This is a genomic window from Kibdelosporangium philippinense (assembly GCF_021390435.2).
GTDB classification, from domain to species: Bacteria; Actinomycetota; Actinomycetes; order Mycobacteriales; family Pseudonocardiaceae; genus Kibdelosporangium; species Kibdelosporangium philippinense.
In genome coordinates this window covers 312,517-329,906 of the sequence record NZ_JAJVCN010000002.1, presented here as the reverse complement: position 1 = coordinate 329,906, position 17,390 = coordinate 312,517, and the positions used below count along the sequence as shown (strand labels likewise).

13 protein-coding genes and 1 pseudogene are annotated in these 17,390 nt (G+C 65.0%); 7 read left to right on the top strand and 7 right to left on the bottom strand.

The features are described 5' to 3' along the window. Window positions 1-6 precede the first annotated feature (6 nt). Both LWC34_RS20345 and LWC34_RS20340 read right to left on the bottom strand, forming a co-directional pair. A complete protein-coding gene (locus tag LWC34_RS20345) occupies window positions 7-591 on the bottom strand; it encodes a ComF family protein (RefSeq protein ID WP_233726754.1) in 585 nt (194 codons plus the stop codon). A 164-nt stretch (window positions 592-755) separates the two neighbouring features. Then, on the bottom strand, window positions 756-1,646 hold the full coding sequence (locus LWC34_RS20340; RefSeq protein WP_233726753.1) for a DNA-processing protein DprA: 891 nt from the start codon (window positions 1,644-1,646) through the stop codon (window positions 756-758). A 146-nt stretch (window positions 1,647-1,792) separates the two neighbouring features. Here LWC34_RS20340 and LWC34_RS20335 point away from each other — a divergent pair, with 146 nt between their 5' ends. The 4 genes from LWC34_RS20335 (at window position 1,793) to LWC34_RS20320 (ending at window position 7,404) form a co-directional block, all read left to right on the top strand. Further along, window positions 1,793-2,266, top strand: a complete 474-nt coding sequence (locus LWC34_RS20335; protein ID WP_233726752.1) for an RNA polymerase sigma factor — start codon at window positions 1,793-1,795, stop codon at window positions 2,264-2,266. Continuing rightward, complete coding sequence (locus tag LWC34_RS20330; protein ID WP_233726751.1) at window positions 2,266-3,054, top strand: hypothetical protein; 789 nt, start codon at window positions 2,266-2,268, stop codon at window positions 3,052-3,054. Before LWC34_RS20335 ends, LWC34_RS20330 begins: the two co-directional genes overlap by 1 nt. Before the next feature lie 95 nt (window positions 3,055-3,149). Then, window positions 3,150-5,189 (top strand): PhoX family protein, encoded by a 2,040-nt coding sequence (locus tag LWC34_RS20325; protein ID WP_233726750.1) that lies wholly within the window; start codon window positions 3,150-3,152, stop codon window positions 5,187-5,189. A 136-nt stretch (window positions 5,190-5,325) separates the two neighbouring features. Beyond that, the gene (locus LWC34_RS20320; RefSeq protein WP_233726749.1) at window positions 5,326-7,404 is read left to right on the top strand and encodes a PhoX family protein; all 2,079 of its coding nucleotides are present in this window, start codon (window positions 5,326-5,328) and stop codon (window positions 7,402-7,404) included. A 42-nt stretch (window positions 7,405-7,446) separates the two neighbouring features. Here LWC34_RS20320 and LWC34_RS20315 read toward each other — a convergent pair whose 3' ends face one another. The 3 genes from LWC34_RS20315 to LWC34_RS20305 all read right to left on the bottom strand — a co-directional run bounded on the left by LWC34_RS20315 (window position 7,447) and on the right by LWC34_RS20305 (window position 9,814). Continuing rightward, window positions 7,447-8,043 carry a Uma2 family endonuclease gene (locus tag LWC34_RS20315; protein WP_233726748.1) on the bottom strand — a complete coding sequence of 199 codons (597 nt, stop codon included), beginning with the start codon at window positions 8,041-8,043 and terminating at the stop codon, window positions 7,447-7,449. A 79-nt stretch (window positions 8,044-8,122) separates the two neighbouring features. Beyond that, window positions 8,123-9,205, bottom strand: coding sequence for an inositol-3-phosphate synthase (locus tag LWC34_RS20310; protein WP_233726747.1), 1,083 nt, complete (start codon window positions 9,203-9,205; stop codon window positions 8,123-8,125). A gap of 66 nt (window positions 9,206-9,271) precedes the next feature. Beyond that, a complete protein-coding gene (locus LWC34_RS20305) occupies window positions 9,272-9,814 on the bottom strand; it encodes a PadR family transcriptional regulator (RefSeq protein WP_233726746.1) in 543 nt (180 codons plus the stop codon). Between the two features lie 192 nt (window positions 9,815-10,006). Here LWC34_RS20305 and LWC34_RS20300 point away from each other — a divergent pair, with 192 nt between their 5' ends. The 3 genes from LWC34_RS20300 (at window position 10,007) to LWC34_RS20290 (ending at window position 14,738) form a co-directional block, all read left to right on the top strand. Next, window positions 10,007-10,411: a DUF5318 domain-containing protein gene (locus tag LWC34_RS20300; protein ID WP_233726745.1), complete on the top strand. Its 405-nt coding sequence runs from the start codon at window positions 10,007-10,009 to the stop codon at window positions 10,409-10,411. Between the two features lie 355 nt (window positions 10,412-10,766). Next, a complete protein-coding gene (locus tag LWC34_RS20295; protein ID WP_233726744.1) occupies window positions 10,767-13,172 on the top strand; it encodes a transglycosylase domain-containing protein in 2,406 nt (801 codons plus the stop codon). A 39-nt stretch (window positions 13,173-13,211) separates the two neighbouring features. Beyond that, entirely contained in the window at window positions 13,212-14,738 is a 1,527-nt protein-coding gene (locus tag LWC34_RS20290) for a glycosyltransferase family 87 protein (protein WP_233726743.1), read from the top strand. Here the strand turns inward: LWC34_RS20290 and LWC34_RS20285 are convergent. After that, window positions 14,698-15,896: pseudogene (locus LWC34_RS20285) on the bottom strand (SGNH/GDSL hydrolase family protein). The gene LWC34_RS20290 and the pseudogene LWC34_RS20285 overlap by 41 nt on opposite strands. Before the next feature lie 51 nt (window positions 15,897-15,947). Next, on the bottom strand, window positions 15,948-17,384 hold the full coding sequence (locus tag LWC34_RS20280; RefSeq protein WP_372496559.1) for a glycosyltransferase family 87 protein: 1,437 nt from the start codon (window positions 17,382-17,384) through the stop codon (window positions 15,948-15,950). Between the last annotated feature and the right edge of the window lie 6 nt (window positions 17,385-17,390).

The window sequence follows — 17,390 nt, the reverse complement described above, 5'->3', positions numbered from 1 at the left end:
AGAAGGTCAGCAAGTACCGATACCTGAGCGCCCAAGACAGCATCGATCCCAGTTGAACGGTTCCGCCTTGGCGCGCTGGAGATAGGTCTTCGCAGGTGGGTAGTCGTCATCGAACCAGCGGCCGAGCACCAATCCCGCAACCTTGGCAGCACCAGCGCCCTTGAGGGTGAGGCTCGCTGACTGCAGGCGGGCACCTGTGGTCCAGGTGTCGTCCACCACAAGGACATTCAGCCCGGTCATGTCACGAACCGCAGCAAAGCGATCCGGGCGCACGACTCGATCATCTTGACTGCTGGGCAAGGGGACCAAACACTCCGCGAACCGGTGTTTGGTCTGCAGGACAGTCTTACTCACCATCTTCGCCAGCGGGTGCGCCTGCCGACCTCGGGTACTGGGAACCACCGTGACCTGATCGAACTCGGGTACCTCGGCTGCTGCGGCTATGCACTTCTCGTGCTGGCGCAGGAACTCAGCGAGAACCGCGGCAAGTCCGACATAGAGTCTGCGCCGGACACCATCCATCCCATCCTTGTACTGCCGGAGTTCGTGAGCCAACTGCTTCGACCGCTCCGCGAGCGAAACCGGGACCACGACGTCGGCGAGAAAACTCGCGTGATTCTCCTGGTGCTCATGGCATCGCCGACAGCGGAGCTGCCTCCGGGTGTCGCGCCAGCACGTGGCGCATACATCAGGACCAGCAGGTGGCACTGCCACCAGAACGTTGCGGTAACTCTGCAGCGTCCACGGCGAGGGACTCACAGGTTGATCAGGTCGGGCGTCTCGGCCAGCATGTCGCCGAGCACCTTGATCACATGGTCTGGCCCTTCCAGAACCGTCGTGTTCGGACGATCGGCAATGCCGCGAGCCCACTCGTTCACCAGGACCTCACGCATCAGGAAGACATGCCTGCCGTGCTCGAGCGCGAGACGCGCCTGCGTACGTGCTCCACTGTGCTCACCGGCTTCGACGATCACGGTGGCGACGGTCAGGCCGCTCATCACACCGTTGCGCATCGGGAACTGACGTTTCGCAGGTCCCGCGTCTGGCCAGAACTGCGAGAACACCGCGCCGGTACGGGCGATCCGGCTCTGCAGGTCGCGATTCTCGACTGGGTAGCAATGCCGGAGACCGGTTCCGACGACGGCGACCGTTCGTGAACCGGCGTCGAGGGCCGCCTGGTGTGCGGCGGTGTCGATGCCTGCGGCCAATCCACTGACCACGGTTATGCCGTGATTGCACAAGAGTGTCGCAACCGTTCGGGCTCGTTCGAGACCTGCGGGGGTTGCCGCGCGGCTGCCGACTACAGCGACCGCGTTCATCTCGGCTGGGTCGGGCAATCCGCGATAGGTCAGGAACGGTGGACGCTGATGGACCATCAGCAACTGTGTGGGATAGGTCTCGTCAAGCAGTGTGACCAGTCCGATGCCGTCGGCTGACCACTGCTCGATCTCCGTGCGCATCGTGGCGATCTCGGCGTCCAGGTCGAGTGGCTGATGATCGAGTGTCGGCGCCGATGGGCTGGTCAGTTGCTCAAGGATCGCGCTGGTCGAGCCCACTTCTTCGACCCGGCGGGAGATCTCTGGCCACGACAGCTCGCTGTTGCGCAGTGCTACCAGGAGCGCTGCCTGCTCGCGACGATCGACCACGCGCTTCATCCTATCGAACAGGCGTTCACCCGGCTGGCTGAAGATTTTCGTGTCGCGACCTTAAACCCCCTGTCAGGCTCGGGCGTAAACGACACGTGAGAGCGGTTGCTGCCGGCTCGGACGCCGGTCCGTCCAGAATGGACGCGATGGCGGCGTTCTCGGCACTGTTCGACGAGTCCTTCGAGGCGATGAAGCGACTCGCGTACCTGCTCGGTGCCGATGACCCGGAGAACATCGCGCAGGAGGCGTTCGTCCGGCTGCACGACCGCTGGCACACGTTGTACGACGACAGCAAGGCGTTGCCGTACCTGCGGGCGATGGTGGTGAATCTGAGCCGGTCGCGGCTCAGGCATCTGCGTGTTGTGCGGCGGACGCCGCCGGATGTGATGCTCGACGAGTTGTCGGCGGAGTCACACGCGCTGGCACGCCAAGAACACAAGCGGATCAGGGATGCCCTGGGCAAGCTGTCCCGCAGGCAACGAGAAGTTCTGGTGTTGCGCTACTGGCTGGATCTCGACCAGGCCGCGATCGCCGAAACGCTGGGTGTCGCGGTTGGCACGGTCAAGGCGACCACGTCACACGCGATGACCAACTTGCGCAAGCACCTGGAGGAGTGGTGATGGACGAGCTGGAGCACCGGCTGCGCTCGGCACTCACCGAGATGGCCGAGGAGGTGCCGCCGAGCCACGGCGCCTGGGAGGACCAGCAGCGCAGGCTGGCCCTGAAAAGTCGTCGAGATCGACGTCGACCGGCTGTTATGGCGGCCGTGGCTGCGGCGGTGGTGGCGCTGATCGTGACCCCGATCATGATCTTCCAAGGTAACCACTCGCCGGTGGGTCCGGCTGGTTCGATCCCCGAGGCAAGTGGCCAGCCTGAGGTCACGGCGCCGCCGAGCAGTGCGTGGAAGCCGGGCGTGCCGCAGTACATCGCGCTCGAGGGGGAAATCCTGGCCACCGACCCCGTTTCGACGGGTTCGGTGAACCTGAGCAACGGCCGCGACTTCGTCAGCACGTACGTCTACGCCTTGCAGATGCCGAAGGGTTACTCGCAGCTGTGCCAGGCTCAGGTTCTCGAAGGCGAGCCGATCAACGGCCCGCAACAGGCCAAATATGGCGCGCCGCAGTGTCAGATCCTGGCCCCGCCCGTCAACGAGAAGGTGGTCAGCTGGGGCAGCCGGGATGTGACGACACCTGGCAACAGGCCGAACGGCAGCGTCTACGCGTACGTGATGAGCCCGCCGACCGACCGGGTCATGGTGCGCCTGCCCGACAACAGCTATGCGGTGTCCGCTTCGAAAGCCGTTGGCAAGCAGTTCACCCTTTTCGTCGTCTACCTGAACGGCCCGATCAAGCCCATCGCCTGGTCGGCGCTCGACGCCAACAACAAGCAGCTGCAGAACGGATCGTGAACAGCGGGTGAACGGTAGGCGACGTTCGGTCGTTCCCATTCGGGGCGAACGGGCTTAGTGTCGATCTCCTCCCGAGCGGACTGGAGGAGCTCACGATGCCACCACGCATCCCTTTGCCACTGCTCAACAGCGGCGGCGGCCGCGCGGCGGTGACCTGCGAGTACCGCTGCGGCAACGCCTGCTCGCACGAGGCGCCGAACCCGTCGGCGAACGAGTATCTCGGTGACATCGTCACGAATGTGATCAACCGGCGGAATGCGCTCAAAGCGGGCGCTGTGGTCACGTTCGCCGCGAGTGGTGTCGTCGGGGTCGGCGGGTCGGCCGCGGCGGATGACCAACGCGGCGGCAGAGGCACGCCCGGCTTGAACTTCGAACGGGTCCAGCCGAACACGCTGGACGCGGTGGTCGTCCCGAAGGGCTACGAGCAGGCCGTGGTGATCCGCTGGGGTGACGCGGTGCTGCCCGGCGCGCCGAAGTTCAACTTCACCGAGCAGAGCGCGGCCGCGCAGGAAAAACAGTTCGGCTTCAACTGTGACTTCGCCGCGCTGTTGCCGACCAACGGCGGCAACCAGCTGCTGGTCACCAACCACGAGTACACGTCCGAGAGCTTCATGTTCAAGGACTACAGCTCGGCCAACCCCACCGCGGAGCAGGTCAAGATCGGCTGGGCGGCGCATGGCCTTTCGGTCGTCGAGGTCGAGCAGGTTCGTGGTTCCGGCAGGCTGAAGCCGGTGATCGGGCCGCAGAACCGGCGGATCACGATGACGACGCCGTTCAAGATCACCGGCCCGGCCGCGGGCAGTGACCTGCTCAAGACCTCGGTCGACCCGACCGGCACGGTCGCGCTCGGCACGCTCAACAACTGCGCTGGCGGCGTGACGCCGTGGGGCACGATCCTGTCCGGCGAGGAGAACTTCAACCAGTACTGGGCCAACGCTGGCCAGACCGCTGAGCCGATCAAATCGCGGGCCGCGCGCTACGGCATCACTTCCGGCACCACCAGCCGAAAGTGGGAACGCTTCGACAAGCGGTTCGACATGGTCCAGGAACCCAACGAGGTCAACAGGTTCGGCTACGTCATTGAACTCGACCCGCACGACCCGGACTCGACGCCGGTCAAGCACACCGCGCTTGGCCGATTCAAGCACGAGTGCGCCAACATCCGCGTCGCTCGCGATGGCCGCGTGGTCGCGTACTCCGGCGACGACGAGCGCTTCGAGTACCTGTACAAGTTCGTGTCCAAGAACAAAATGCGCAAGGGAAACAGCCGTAGCGCGCGCCGGTACAACATGACCCTGCTCGACGAAGGCACGTTGTACGTCGCCAAGTTCACCGGTGACAGCCCGCCAAGCGAGATCGACGGAACCGGGAAACTGCCTTCCGACAAGAGGTTTGACGGCAGCGGCGAGTGGATTCCGCTGGCCAGCGGGAATCGCTCGTTCGTGCCGGGCATGACCGCTGAGGAGGTCTACGTCTTCACCCGCCTGGCAGGCGACAAGGTCGGGGCGACCAAAATGGACCGTCCGGAGGACGTACAGGCCAGCCCGAAGACCGGCAAGGTCTACGTGGCGCTGTCCAACAACGTCGAACGCGGTGTCACGCCGGGCAAGGAAAGCGCGACCGAGCCGAACCCGCGTAACAACAACAAACACGGCCAGGTGCTCGAGCTGACCGAGCACGATCCGTTGTCGCTGCGGTTCGAGTGGTGGCTGTTTTTGGTGTGCGGCGACCCGAACGACCCGAGCACGTACTTCGCGGGTTTCCCGAAAGACCAGGTCAGCCCGATCTCCAGTCCGGACAACGTCGCCTTCGACCAGTACGGCAACCTCTGGATCTCCACCGACTCGGCCAACGCGCTCGGCATCAACGACGGCCTGTACGGCGTTCCGGTCGACGGCCCGGAACGCGGCAACCTCAAGCTGTTCCTCACTGTGCCGAGGGGCGCGGAGACCTGCGGCCCGATCGTGCAGGAACGGTTGATCACGGTCTGCGTGCAGCACCCGGGCGAACTCGACGGGCACAGTGCGAACAACCCGGCGTCGCACTGGCCGGACGGCGGTGACAGCCAGCCACGGCCGTCGGTCGTCGCGGTATGGAAGCCAGGGCGGCACGGGCCGATGAAGATCGGCTCATAACACCAGGTAGTCAGGCGATTCTCCCGTGCGATGGCGTCAGCTGTTCGCTCCGCGTTCACCTGGATGTCGGCTTTAACACCCCTGCCGCGCTTAGGTTTCGAGCGTTCCGGACTGACCCTCGTACGGGAGGCCTCGCGTGTCATCACGCCCCGAGCCTGGCCGCTTGCTGCCTTTGCTCACCCAGAACCACCACGGGCGGCAGGCGATCACCTGCCAGTACCGCTGTAACAACGCCTGTTTCCATGAGGCGCCCAACACTTCTGACAACGAGTACTTCGGCGACGTCGTGCGTGATGTCGTGCGGCGGCGCGGCATGCTCAAGGCCGGTGCGGTGCTCGCCGCGGCTGGCGCTGGTGTGACCGCACTCGGCGGCGCTGCCGCTGCCGCGCCTGCCCAGAACTCGATACAGGACGCCGAGGTCCAGGGCTGGGGACGGCCGGACCGTCGTGACGGGCTGAACTTCGACCCGGTGGCCCCGAACACCGAGGACAAGATCGTCACGCCGGAGGGCTACGACCAGTCGATCGTGATCCGCTGGGGCGACGCGGTGCTGCCCGGCGCGCCGAAGTTCGACTTCGACAACCAGACCGCCGCCGCGCAGGCCAAGCAGTTCGGCTTCAACAACGACTTCTGCGGCCTGGTGCCGCTCGGCTGGAACCGCTGGCTGATGGGCTCGAACCACGAGTACACCTCCGAAACCTTCATGTTCAAGGGGTACGACGCGGCCAACCCGACCGAAGAACAGGTCAAGATCGGCTGGGCCGGGCACGGTTTCTCGGTCGTCGTGGTGGAGAAGGACTTCTGGTCAGGCAAGCTGGTCGCCAAGCTCGACCGGCACTACAACCGCCGGATCACCGTCAACACCGAGTTCAAGTTCGAGGGACCGGCCGCGGGCAGCAAATACCTGCAGACCTCGGTCGACAAGACCGGCCGCAAGGTGTACGGCACCTTCGGCAACTGCTCTGGCGGCGTGACCCCGTGGGGCACGTACCTGTCCGGCGAGGAGAACTTCGACGGTTACTACGCCAACACCGGCGCCCCGTCGACCGACCCGCGCGTGACCCGCTACGGCAAGCTGGGCACGTCGACGACGCGCAAGTGGGAGCGGTTCGACAAGCGCTTCGACTTCGCCAAGGAGCCGAACGAGTTCAACCGTTCCGGCTACATCGTCGAAATCGACCCGAACGACCCGAACTCGACGCCGGTCAAGCACACCGCACTCGGCCGCTTCAAGCACGAGGGCGCCAACGTCCGCGTCGCCCGTGACGGCCGCGTGGTCGTGTACATGGGTGACGACGAGCGCTTCGACTACATCTACAAGTTCGTGTCGCGCAACCGCATCAAGCACGGCAACAGCCAGCGGGTGCGCGAGGAGAACAAGAAGCTGCTGACCGATGGCACGCTGTACGTGGCCAAGTTCTCCGGTGACAGCCCGGCCGCGGAGATCGACGGCTCGGGCAAGCTGCCGTCCGACGGCGAGTTCGACGGCGGCGGCGAGTGGATCCCGTTGGCCAGCGGCAACAAGTCCTTTGTGGACGGTTTCACCGCCGAAGAGGTCTACATCTTCACGCGCCTGGCCGCCGACAAGGTCGGCGCGACCAAGATGGACCGGCCAGAGGACATCGAGCCGAACCCGAAGACCGGCCGCGTCTACGCCGCGCTGACCAACAACACCGACCGCGGTGTCGTGGCAGGCAAGGAAGGCCCGACCGAGATCAACCCACGGATCAACAACAAGCACGGGCACGTGCTCGAGTGGGAAGAGCGCAACAACGACGCGACCGCCACGAAGTTCTCGTGGAAGCTGTTCCTGGTCTGCGGTGACCCGGCGTCGCCCGACACGTACTTCGGTGGTTATGACAAGACCCAGGTCAGCCCGATCTCGTGCCCGGACAACGTTGCCTTCGACAAGAAGGGCAACCTGTGGATCTCGACTGACGGCAACGCACTGAAGTCCAACGACGGCCTGTTCGCCGTGCCGACCGAGGGGCGTTACCGGGGCCGGGTCAAGCAGTTCCTGACCGTGCCCAAGGGTGCGGAGACCTGTGGCCCGGTGATCGAGGACAACTTCGTTCTCGTGTCCGTGCAGCACCCGGGTGAGCTGACCGGCGCCAACGCCGACAACCCGCTGTCACACTGGCCGGACGGCGGCACCAGCCAGCCTCGGCCTTCGGTGGCCGCGATCTGGCCGCGCCGCGGCAACATCTGCGACTGACCCGTAGAAGTTGTGGTGGGCCGGGATTCCGGCCCACCACAATCACGGCTCCAGCAGAACCACAGGGTCGAACGAGATCGGGAACGGCACCTCAGTCTCGAACCGCTGACCGGTCAACGCCTTGGCGTGCAGGCGGTACTGCCCGTCGTCGAGTTGGAACAGCTCGACATGGACTTCACGGTTGTCGATCTCGACCCGCATGAAGTACGGAATCCCAGCTTCGGCGCACAACTTGGGCTTGTCGATCCGGTCGCGCCGACGACTGGAAGTTGAGACGAACTCAACCGGGATCAGCACCTTGTCGGCGGGAACCCATGTCAATCCGTTGACTGGCTCCTTCAACACGACCAGATCCGGCTCGATCCACGTTCTCGGCTCGAACTCCACATTGAGGGTCAGGTAGGCCAAGTGACCCGCTTCAAGAGCAGGATCGAAAAGGAGCCTGTTGAGCGCCGACGCGGCGAAGCTGTTCCGGCTGCCCTCGCGGGGACTCATGATCAGGTAACCGTCCAGGCACTCGTACTTGCCGACCAATGAAGCAAACGGAATCGGCAAGTAGTGCTCAGCCAGTTCGGTGGTCCACATGCCGTAAAGCTCGACTAACGGATCAAACTCCGGTGCTATCGACTCTGCGGCCATGTTCCACCTCCCTGTCGGGTTCGAACCTTGAGTATGCCGCATACGGGACCAGCCGCGCTGGTCCCGCTCGCCGCCATCCTCAGCCTTCGACATCGCCTCGGATGAAGGCCTCGACCGCGTCGTAGGCCTCGGAGTCCGAGTACTGCTCGGGCGGCGACTTCATGAAGTACGACGAGGCCGACAGGATCGGCCCGCCGATCCCGCGATCCAGTGCGATCTTCGCGGCCCGCACAGCGTCGATGATCACGCCTGCCGAGTTGGGCGAGTCCCAGACCTCGAGCTTGTACTCGAGGTTCAACGGGGTGTCGCCGAAGGACCGGCCTTCCAGGCGCACGTAGGCCCACTTGCGGTCATCAAGCCACGGCACGTGGTCGGACGGGCCGATGTGGACGTCGGCTTTCTCCATCTCGTGCGGGATCTGTGAGGTGACCGACTGGGTCTTGGAGATCTTCTTCGACTGGAGGCGCTTGCGCTCCAGCATGTTCATGAAGTCCATGTTCCCGCCGAAGTTCAGCTGGTACGTGCGCAGCAGCTCCACTCCGCGGTCTTCGAACAGCTTCGCCATCACCCGGTGCGTGATTGTCGCGCCGACCTGGGACTTGATGTCGTCGCCGACGATCGGCACGCCCGCGGCGCGGAACTTCTCGGCCCACTCCGGGTCGGAGGCGATGAACACCGGGAGCGCGTTGACGAACGCGACACCCGCGTCGATCGCGCACTGGGCGTAGAACTTGTCCGCTTCCTCCGACCCGACGGGCAGGTAGGACACGAGTACGTCGGCGCCGGATTCGCGCAGTGTCTTCACCACGTCGACCGGGTCTTCGTCGGCTTCGGTGATGATCTCCCGGTAGTACTCGCCGAGCCCGTCGAGGGTGTGGCCGCGCTGCACGGTCACCCCGAGCGGCGGCACGTCACAGATCTTGATCGTGTTGTTCTCGCTCGCCACGATCGCTTCGGACAGGTCACGCCCGACCTTTTTGGCATCCACGTCGAACGCCGCGACGAACTGGACGTCACCGACGTGGTACTCGCCGAACCGCACGTGCATCAGGCCGGGCACGCGGGTGGCTGGATCGGCGTCGCGGTAGTAGTGGACGCCCTGCACCAGCGAAGCCGCGCAGTTGCCGACGCCGACGATGGCCACTTTCACGCTTTGGCCCATGCCGGTTCTCCTTATCCTTTTCCGCTGACGGCGCCTTCAGCTGCCGTCACTGGTGTTTTCGCCGCCTCACAACGCGCCGCCGTCCTGCTCGCGTTGTTCCTCGGCGATCAGCTCGTTGAGCCACCGGACCTCGCGTTCGCTGCTTTCCAGTCCCATCCGGTGCAGCTCGCGGGTGTACCGGTCGATCTGTTCGCCCATCCGCGACATCGCGGAGCGCTGGCCTTCCCTGCGTTCCTCGACCCGCCTTCGACGGCCTTCCAGGATCCGCATCCTGACCTCGGCTGGTGTCCGGGAGAAGAACGCCATATGGACGCCGAACCCCTCGTCGTCCCAAGTCTGGGGACCGGCGTCGGCGAGCAGATCCGCGAACCGTTCCTTGCCTTCCGCGGTCAGCTTGTAGACGCGCTTGGCACGGCGGCCCCATGCGCGGTTCTCATCCGGATCTTCCTCGACGATCCAGCCTTCACGTTGCAACCGGCGCAATGTCGGGTACAGCGATCCGTAGGAGAACGCCCGCAGGGTGCCGAGTAGGTCGAAGAGGCGTTTGCGCAGCTCATAGCCGTGCATCGAGGCCTCGTGCAGCAGCCCGAGGATGGCGAACTCAAGCACTGAGGCCTCCTCTCCGGACAGCTTGACCTACCGGCCAATTATATCGGCGCGATACATCGCGTGCAGTTTCAACGACGTGAACCTGTGGCAATCGACACCTCCTCCTTGATGCGCAGGTCGAAGGCCTGCCAGTGGTGTGCTGCGCTGAACGGCGCAACGCCTCCTCAGCAAGGGGCACGTAGTCTGTCCGATGTGCGGACCCAACGTCAGGTGGTGGACTATGCGCTGCAGCGCCGTGCGCTGCTTGCCGAGGTCTATTCCGGCCGGGTCGGCACCACGGACGTCTGCGACGCCAGCTCGTACCTGCTGCGAGCTGCGAAGTTCCATGGTCAGCCGACAGACGTGCAATGCCCGGTGTGCCGCAAGGAACCGCTCACGTTGGTGTCGTGGATCTATGGTGACGAGCTCAAGCACGCGTCCGGATCCGCACGCGCTCCCGAAGAACTTGCCAGACTGGCGAACCTCTACGAGGAGTTCACCGTATATGCGGTAGAAGTTTGCCGCACCTGTTCATGGAACCACCTAGTGCAGTCATACGTCTTGGGAACGCGTGGACTGCGTTCCGGCAAGCCACGCAGGAGGACTGTGGCGGAGTGAGGCGGTTGCAAACGCACTTGTTTCGTCACAAACTGCTCCGCATGCTCGCGGACGTCTGGAAGGCCCATCATTCGTGAACGACCACAGAGACCCGCAATGGCCCACGGGTGACGACCCGGACGCAGGCAGGCGCGGGCGTCGCCAGGAACAGCCCCAGGAGGAAAGCACTGGGTTCTGGCAGCCGTCTTTCGATGACGATGACACCCCCGCGCCCCGGCAACAGCCCCAGTGGCCCACGGAAGCGCCCCCTGAGCGCCAGTCTCCGCCTCGCCCACCGATGAACCCGCAGGCTGGACGAGGTGGCCCGCCACGTCCGCCTGGCAGACCGCCGGGTGGACCACGGCCGGGTCAGCCGATGCCGCCTCCTCCCGGTGTTCGCCCACCGGGTGGTCCCGCCGGGCAGCAGACTGCGCGAGTTCCCCAAGGCCCGCCACCCGACCAGCCGACTGACGTGGTCAGCCCGGTCCGCGGCGGCAGCGGGCGCAACCGCAGCGCGCCCGAGCCTGAGCTGCTCACCCATCGCGAGTTCGAGGATGGGTACGACGACTACGACGACCCGGACAGCCGGTACAGCGAGCCGGTACTGACCGACGAAGAGGCGCGCCTGCTGCGGCGCAAGAAGATATGGCGACGCGTACGAAGGACCAGCTATGTCTTCGTCGCGTTGATGCTGATCGGCCCGCTGGTCGCGTTCTTCATCGCGTACCAGATGGTCGAGGTACCCAACCCGGAGCGGCTGGCCGACCGGCTGGACAAGACCGTGCAGATCACTTACGCCGGTGGCACGGAGAACTTCGCGACGGTCGCCCCCAAGGGCCGCCGCACCCTGGTCAAGTGTGACGAGATCCCGGACCCGGTCAAGCGCGCGGTGTTCGCGGCCGAGGACGCGACCTTCGAGACCAACGAGGGCTTCGACATCACGTCGATCATGCGCGCGGTGTGGAACAACCTGAAGGGTGGCGGCGGTGGTGGTTCGACCATCACCCAGCAGTACGTCAAGAAGGCGACCGGCAACGAGGACCCGACCCTCACCCGTAAGGCGCTCGAGCTGGTCACCGCGTACAAGTTGTCCAACACCACGGACAAGACCGACATCCTGTGCGGGTACCTGAACACGATCTACTTCGGCAAGGGCGCTTGGGGCATTGTCGAGGCCGCGAAGGCCTACTACGGCGTGGCGCTCAACCAGATCACGGACATCCAGGCCGCGACGCTCGCCGGTGTGATCCAGCAGCCCGGCCGCGCGGCCGGTGACCCCGAGTGGGTCGAGCAGCGCTGGAACTACGTGATGAACAAGCTGGTCGAGAACAAGTGGATGGAGGCGGCCAAGCGGGCAAACTCGGTGTTCCCGCAAATGGTCGACAACAAGGACACCAACGCCGGGATGACCCCGGACATGCAGTTCATCTGGGCGCAGGCCAAGAAGGAACTGGAAGAAAACGGTATCTCCGAGGAACAGATCAACAGGAACGGCTACAAGGTCGAGCTCACCATCGACAAGGCCGCGCAGGATGCGGCGAAGCAGGCGGCGGAAGACGTCATGCGCGGCCAGCCTGCCAACCTCAGGAAAGCCCTTGTCGCGGTGGATCCGACCAACGGCAAGGTGATCGCGTACTACGGCTACAACGAGGCCAAGAACGGCATCGACTTCGGGAAGGGCTGGTACAACCCCGGTTCGGCGTTCAAGCCGTTCGACCTGGTCGCGTTCCTGCACAAGGGCAAGGGCCTCGGCGAGACGTTCGACGGCACGTCCGGCCGGAAGTTCGGCGGGATCACCATCCACAACTCCGAGAACGACGACTGTGGCGAGCACTGCTCGGTGGCAAAGGCCATGGAGCTGTCGATCAACACGGTGTTCGCCGATATCGGCTACAACCAGACCGGGTTGAAGGCGGTGGCAGCGGCTGCGATCGAGGCAGGCATCCCGAACAACATCGGTCGCCAGAACATGCCGCTCGAGCAGACCCCCGACCTGAACATCGTCATCGGCGGTGGCAAGTACGTCGCCACGCCGCTCAACATGGCCAGCGCCTATGCCACGTTCGCTGCCAACGGCACCAAGCGGTCGCCGCACTTCGTGGCCAAGGTGACCAACCCGAACGACGGTGACGCGGTGGTCTGGAGCGGTGACGAGTCGCTCAGCCAGCCGCAGCAGGCGTTCAGCAAGTCGGATGCCGCCGAGAACGCCAAGATCGCACGGAACGTGACCGAGTCGCTGATCCCGGTGGTCAACAACACCCGCGGCGGTGCGCTGAAGTGCATCGAGGGCCGCCAGTGCGCGGGCAAGACGGGTACGCACGGTTGCGCAGACACGGCGAAGACCTCGAAGTCCGACAACTGTGCGGCCTGGATGGTCGGCTACACGCCGCAGATCTCCACGGCGGTATGGGTCGGTTCGGACGACAACTCCGCGCTGAAGAACAAACAGGGCAGGATCATCTTCGGTAGTGGCCTACCGGGGGAGATCTGGAAGAAGTTCATGGACTCGTACTTGAAGGGCAAGGAGAAGAAGACCTTCACCAAGTTCACGGCCATCGGCTTGTCCCCTGACCAGGCGAAGACGGGCGAGAGCAAGACCGACGACAGCAAGAGCCAGACGTCGCCCTCGCAGACGTCGTCCGGTACCCCGTCGAGCTCGACCCCCTCGTCAAGCGACCCAACCAGCCCGACGAAGAACACCAAGACGCCACCGACGCTGTTCCCGACCGGTACGGATAGAGACAATCCGAACCCGAGAGACAACGACGATTTCGGCAGATGACCGGCAACCGCATGATCCAGCCCGCGTAGCATCTCGCGCGTGCAGCCCGACGAAACCGGTGACACCGACTCGCTCGAACTGACCGAGCGAGTCGCTCCCACCCGGACTGGTCCGCTGGCCACAAGTGCGGCCGGTGCGATCGGTGGCCCGCTCGGGCGGCACGCGCAGGTGGGCAGGCAGTGGTTCTGGACTCCGCTGCGGGTCGCCTTGCTGATCGGTGTGCTCGCGCTGACCGTGAGCTGGTTCGGCAAGGCAGGCTGCATCCAGCAGTTCACCAACGACCAAGGCCAGTTCGAACTCGACTGGCGAACCGCGCGGCCGTACATCGCGATGTGCTACTCCGATGTCGTCCCGCTCTACTCCGCCGAGCAACTCGACAAGCCGGACACGTTCCCGTACAAGACGAGCTGGATCGACGACGAAGGCAAGCCGACCCAGCAGACCCGGTACATGGAGTACCCGGTCGTCACCGGGTTGTTCCAGTGGGTCAACGCGAAGCTCACCGCGGGCTGGCTCGACCTTGGTCTCGCGACCGCGTTGCCGGTCGCGATCTACTTCAACATCACCGCTTTCTGGCTCGCTCTGGCGTGGCTGATCACTGTCTGGGCAACCATGCGGACCGCGCGCCGACGGCCGTGGGACGCGATCCTGGTCGCGGCTTCACCGCTGGTCTTGGTGCACGTGTTCACCAACTTCGACGCACTGGCCACGGCAGCCGCGGCGGCCGGAATTCTGGCGTGGGCCCGGCGTAAGCCGGTCGTCGCCGGTGTGCTGATCGGCCTTGGCGGCGCGGCCAAGTTCTATCCGTTGTTGCTGCTCGGCGCGTTGTTCGTGCTGTGCCTGCGAGCCGGGAAACTACGGGAGTGGCAACGGGCCACAGTCGCCGCGTTGGCTACATGGCTGGCCGTGAACGCGCCGATCGCCTTCCAGTACCAGGACGGCTGGTGGGAGTTCTTCCGGCGCAACACCGCTCGGGCCGCGGACACCGACTCGATCTACAACGTGATCTCCGGGTTCACCGGCTGGCTCGGCTTCGACGGGCCGTTGGGGCCGTGGGAAACGCCTGCCGTGCTCAATACCGTGACCGCGATCCTGTTCCTGATCGCGTGCGCGGCGATCGGCTGGATGGCGTTGTCCGCGCCCACCCGGCCACGGCTGGCACAGCTCGGTTTCCTGCTTGTCGCGTCCTTCCTGTTGATCAACAAGGTGTGGAGCCCGCAGTACTCGCTGTGGCTCGTGCCGCTGGCCGTGCTTGCCTTGCCGCGCTGGAAGATCCTGCTGGCGTGGATGACCGTCGACGCCCTGATCTGGGTGCCGCGGATGATGTACTACCTCGGCGTCGACCACAAAGGCCTGCCCGTGGACTGGTTCCTCGGCGCGGTCGTGCTGCGCGACCTCGTGGTGATCGCGGTATGTGCCGTGGTGGTCTACGAAATCTACCATCCGCAGCGCGACCTCGTGCGCAAGTTCGGTGACGACGACCCTGCCGGCGGTGTGCTCGACGGGGCCGAAGACAAGTTCGTGCTCAAAGCAAGGCGAGCGGCACAGCTTCACCCATCGCCCTGAGACCCGCGTCGTTCGGGTGCAGATGATCGCCGGTGTCGAACTCCGGCTTCATCCGCAACGGATCCTGCGAATCCCTGATCGCGGCGTCGAAGTCGACCACGCCGTCGAACGCGCCGCTCGTGCGGATGAACGTATTCACCGACTGACGTGTGGCTTCGAGCGTCTCGTTCCAGACCCGCCAGCCCTTGAACGGGGTGATCGTGCCGCCGATGACCCGGATCCCGCGCGCCTTGGCCTGCGCGATGATCTGCTTGTAGGCGTTGATGATCTGCTCGGGATCGGTCTGGTTCGGCGACTGCTGGATGTCGTTGATCCCTTCGAGCACGATCAACGTCCGCACGCCGCCGAGGCTCAGCACATCCTCGTCCAGCCTGGCCAGCGCATTGCGGCCGAAGTCGGTGCCGTCGAGCAGCAGCCGGTTGCCGCTGATCCCCGCGTTGAGCACGCCGAGCCTGCGCTGGCTTGCCTTCAGGCGATCGGCGAGCACGTCCGGCCAGCGCCTGTTGGTACCCACGGTTGAGCCGACACCGTCGGTGATCGAGTCGCCGAGCGTGACCACTGAACCGTTGGCGAGCGCGCCTTGCACGTCGACGCCGCTGACGTAATGCCAGACGTTCGTGCGCTCGTTGTAGGGCGTGCCGACTCGTCGGTCGTGAAGTTGCCTGTGCGGTTGAAGAACGAGGTCTGCATAGCTGCGGGGTGGTACGTGACCGGACCGGATGGCGTCGGGACATATGTCGTGACAAGCAGATCCGAGTCTTCGGGGACACGCAGGATCGCCGCGTCGGTCAGCACTTCGGCGCCCGGCGGCACGGTTACTGTCTGCGAGCCGCCGAACTTCAACGTCCTGACGCTGCCGGGCACCGCGCGCGGGCTGTTCGGCTCGGCCGCCGCAGCAACCGTGACTTGCCCGAACTGCAAGGGTTTCGTACCGAACGCATTGGACAGTCGCACTCGGACAGTGCCGCCGCCGACACTGGTGTGCACGATGTTTCGGATGGAGAAGTTCGGGTAACCGATCTCGGTGCCGGACACACCGGTCGCGGGCGATGCTGCCCACGTCCCGACCCATCCGCCCGGAGTTTGGGCGCCACTGGACGTAGCCACAAGGCCGATCGTCGCGGCGGCAGTCAGGCCCACAGCCAGCAGTCGTCTCATTCGATCAACTTGCTGGCTCACGCGTTCGGCGTGCCACCGCCGAACGGCTGATTAACTGACCGTGACGGTTTTCGGCACACCTGGCAGGAAGTCGTCGGGAACAGGGTCTTCCACGGTCGATCTCGCGTTCAGGAACGCGATGAACAGGCCGACGAGCAGGGCCGCGCGACCCCACACGCCGATCATCACCGCCTGCGCGGTGAACCCGTCGTAGATCGTGGTCGCCTTGTTGACGTCGATCGCGTGGTACCACTTGAAGATCCCGACACCCATCGCGAAATCCGCGATGTAGTACGCGATCGCCCAGCCGAGGTGCACGCGCAGCAGCACGAACATCGGCACGAGCCACAGCGTGTACTGCGGCGAGTGGACCTTGTGCAGCAGCAGGAACCCGCACAGCATCGCGGCGGACACCGCGATCCACGGGTACGTGCCCTCGCGCTTGTAGCGACGCCAGCCGAGGTAGAGCGCCAGCGCGAACGAGGCGAGCACCAGGATCGGCGACCACACCGTGACCATGTCCTGGAAGTCCGTGTTCTTCGGATCCGACTCCGGCCGGAAACCCCAGAACCAGAACGAGTTCGTGGTGATGTCGGCCTGCCGCAGGCCCTGGAACGTGAACGACGCCCGCCAGCCGTCGAACCCGGCGAGCGCGAACGGCAGGTTGATCAGGACCGCGGTCAGCAGAGCTACCCCGGCGATCTTGAACATCCCACCGACGTTGTACCGCTTGTCCGGCGGCAACTCCTGGCCGGACCGCCCGCCGGTCAGCACGTACAGCATCAGCGGCAGAACGAAGATCGCCGGATAGAGCTTGAACGTAAAGCCGATGCCGAGCAGGATCGCGGCGAACGTGGCCCGGTCCATCAACGGCCGGTTCGCACCGGCGTTGCCCCAGCCGCGGTGCATCACGTACACGGCCGCGACCGCGCACAACACGACCGGCAGATCCCAGTTGTGGAAGGCGTACAACACAAGTGGCGGGCCGACGCTCCACAGTAACGCCCGCCACCGCGACAGCTTGCCCAGCATCCACGCGGTGACCAGGCCGAACGGCGCCATCAGGATCGCCGAGCCGAGCAGAAATCCGGCGTCGTTGTCGGCGAACAACGCGCCGAGCCAGATCACCACACCGGTCAGCACCGGGTACTCGACCGTGCCGCCGGTCAGCTCGCCTCTCGCGGTGATCCCGCCGGTGATGTACGGGAAGACGTGCCGGTCGATGTCCCGGCCGACCCACAGGTACTGGATGTCGGAGTAGCAGGCGTCCTCACGGGCGCGCTGGGTGAAGTTCGGTTCGCTGCGGCCCCACTGGTCGAACTGCGGGCCGGTGCACCTGTCCTTGTTGGCGAACCCGAGGACCAGCGTCACGCCGCAGAGCAACACCAGCGCCGCGAGGGAGAACCGGCCGAGTTGCACCGCTTTGCCAAGGGACGCGGGCGGGGTTGCCTCCTGCTCGCCCACCGGCCGCTCCGCCTCCTCGGACACCTGCCC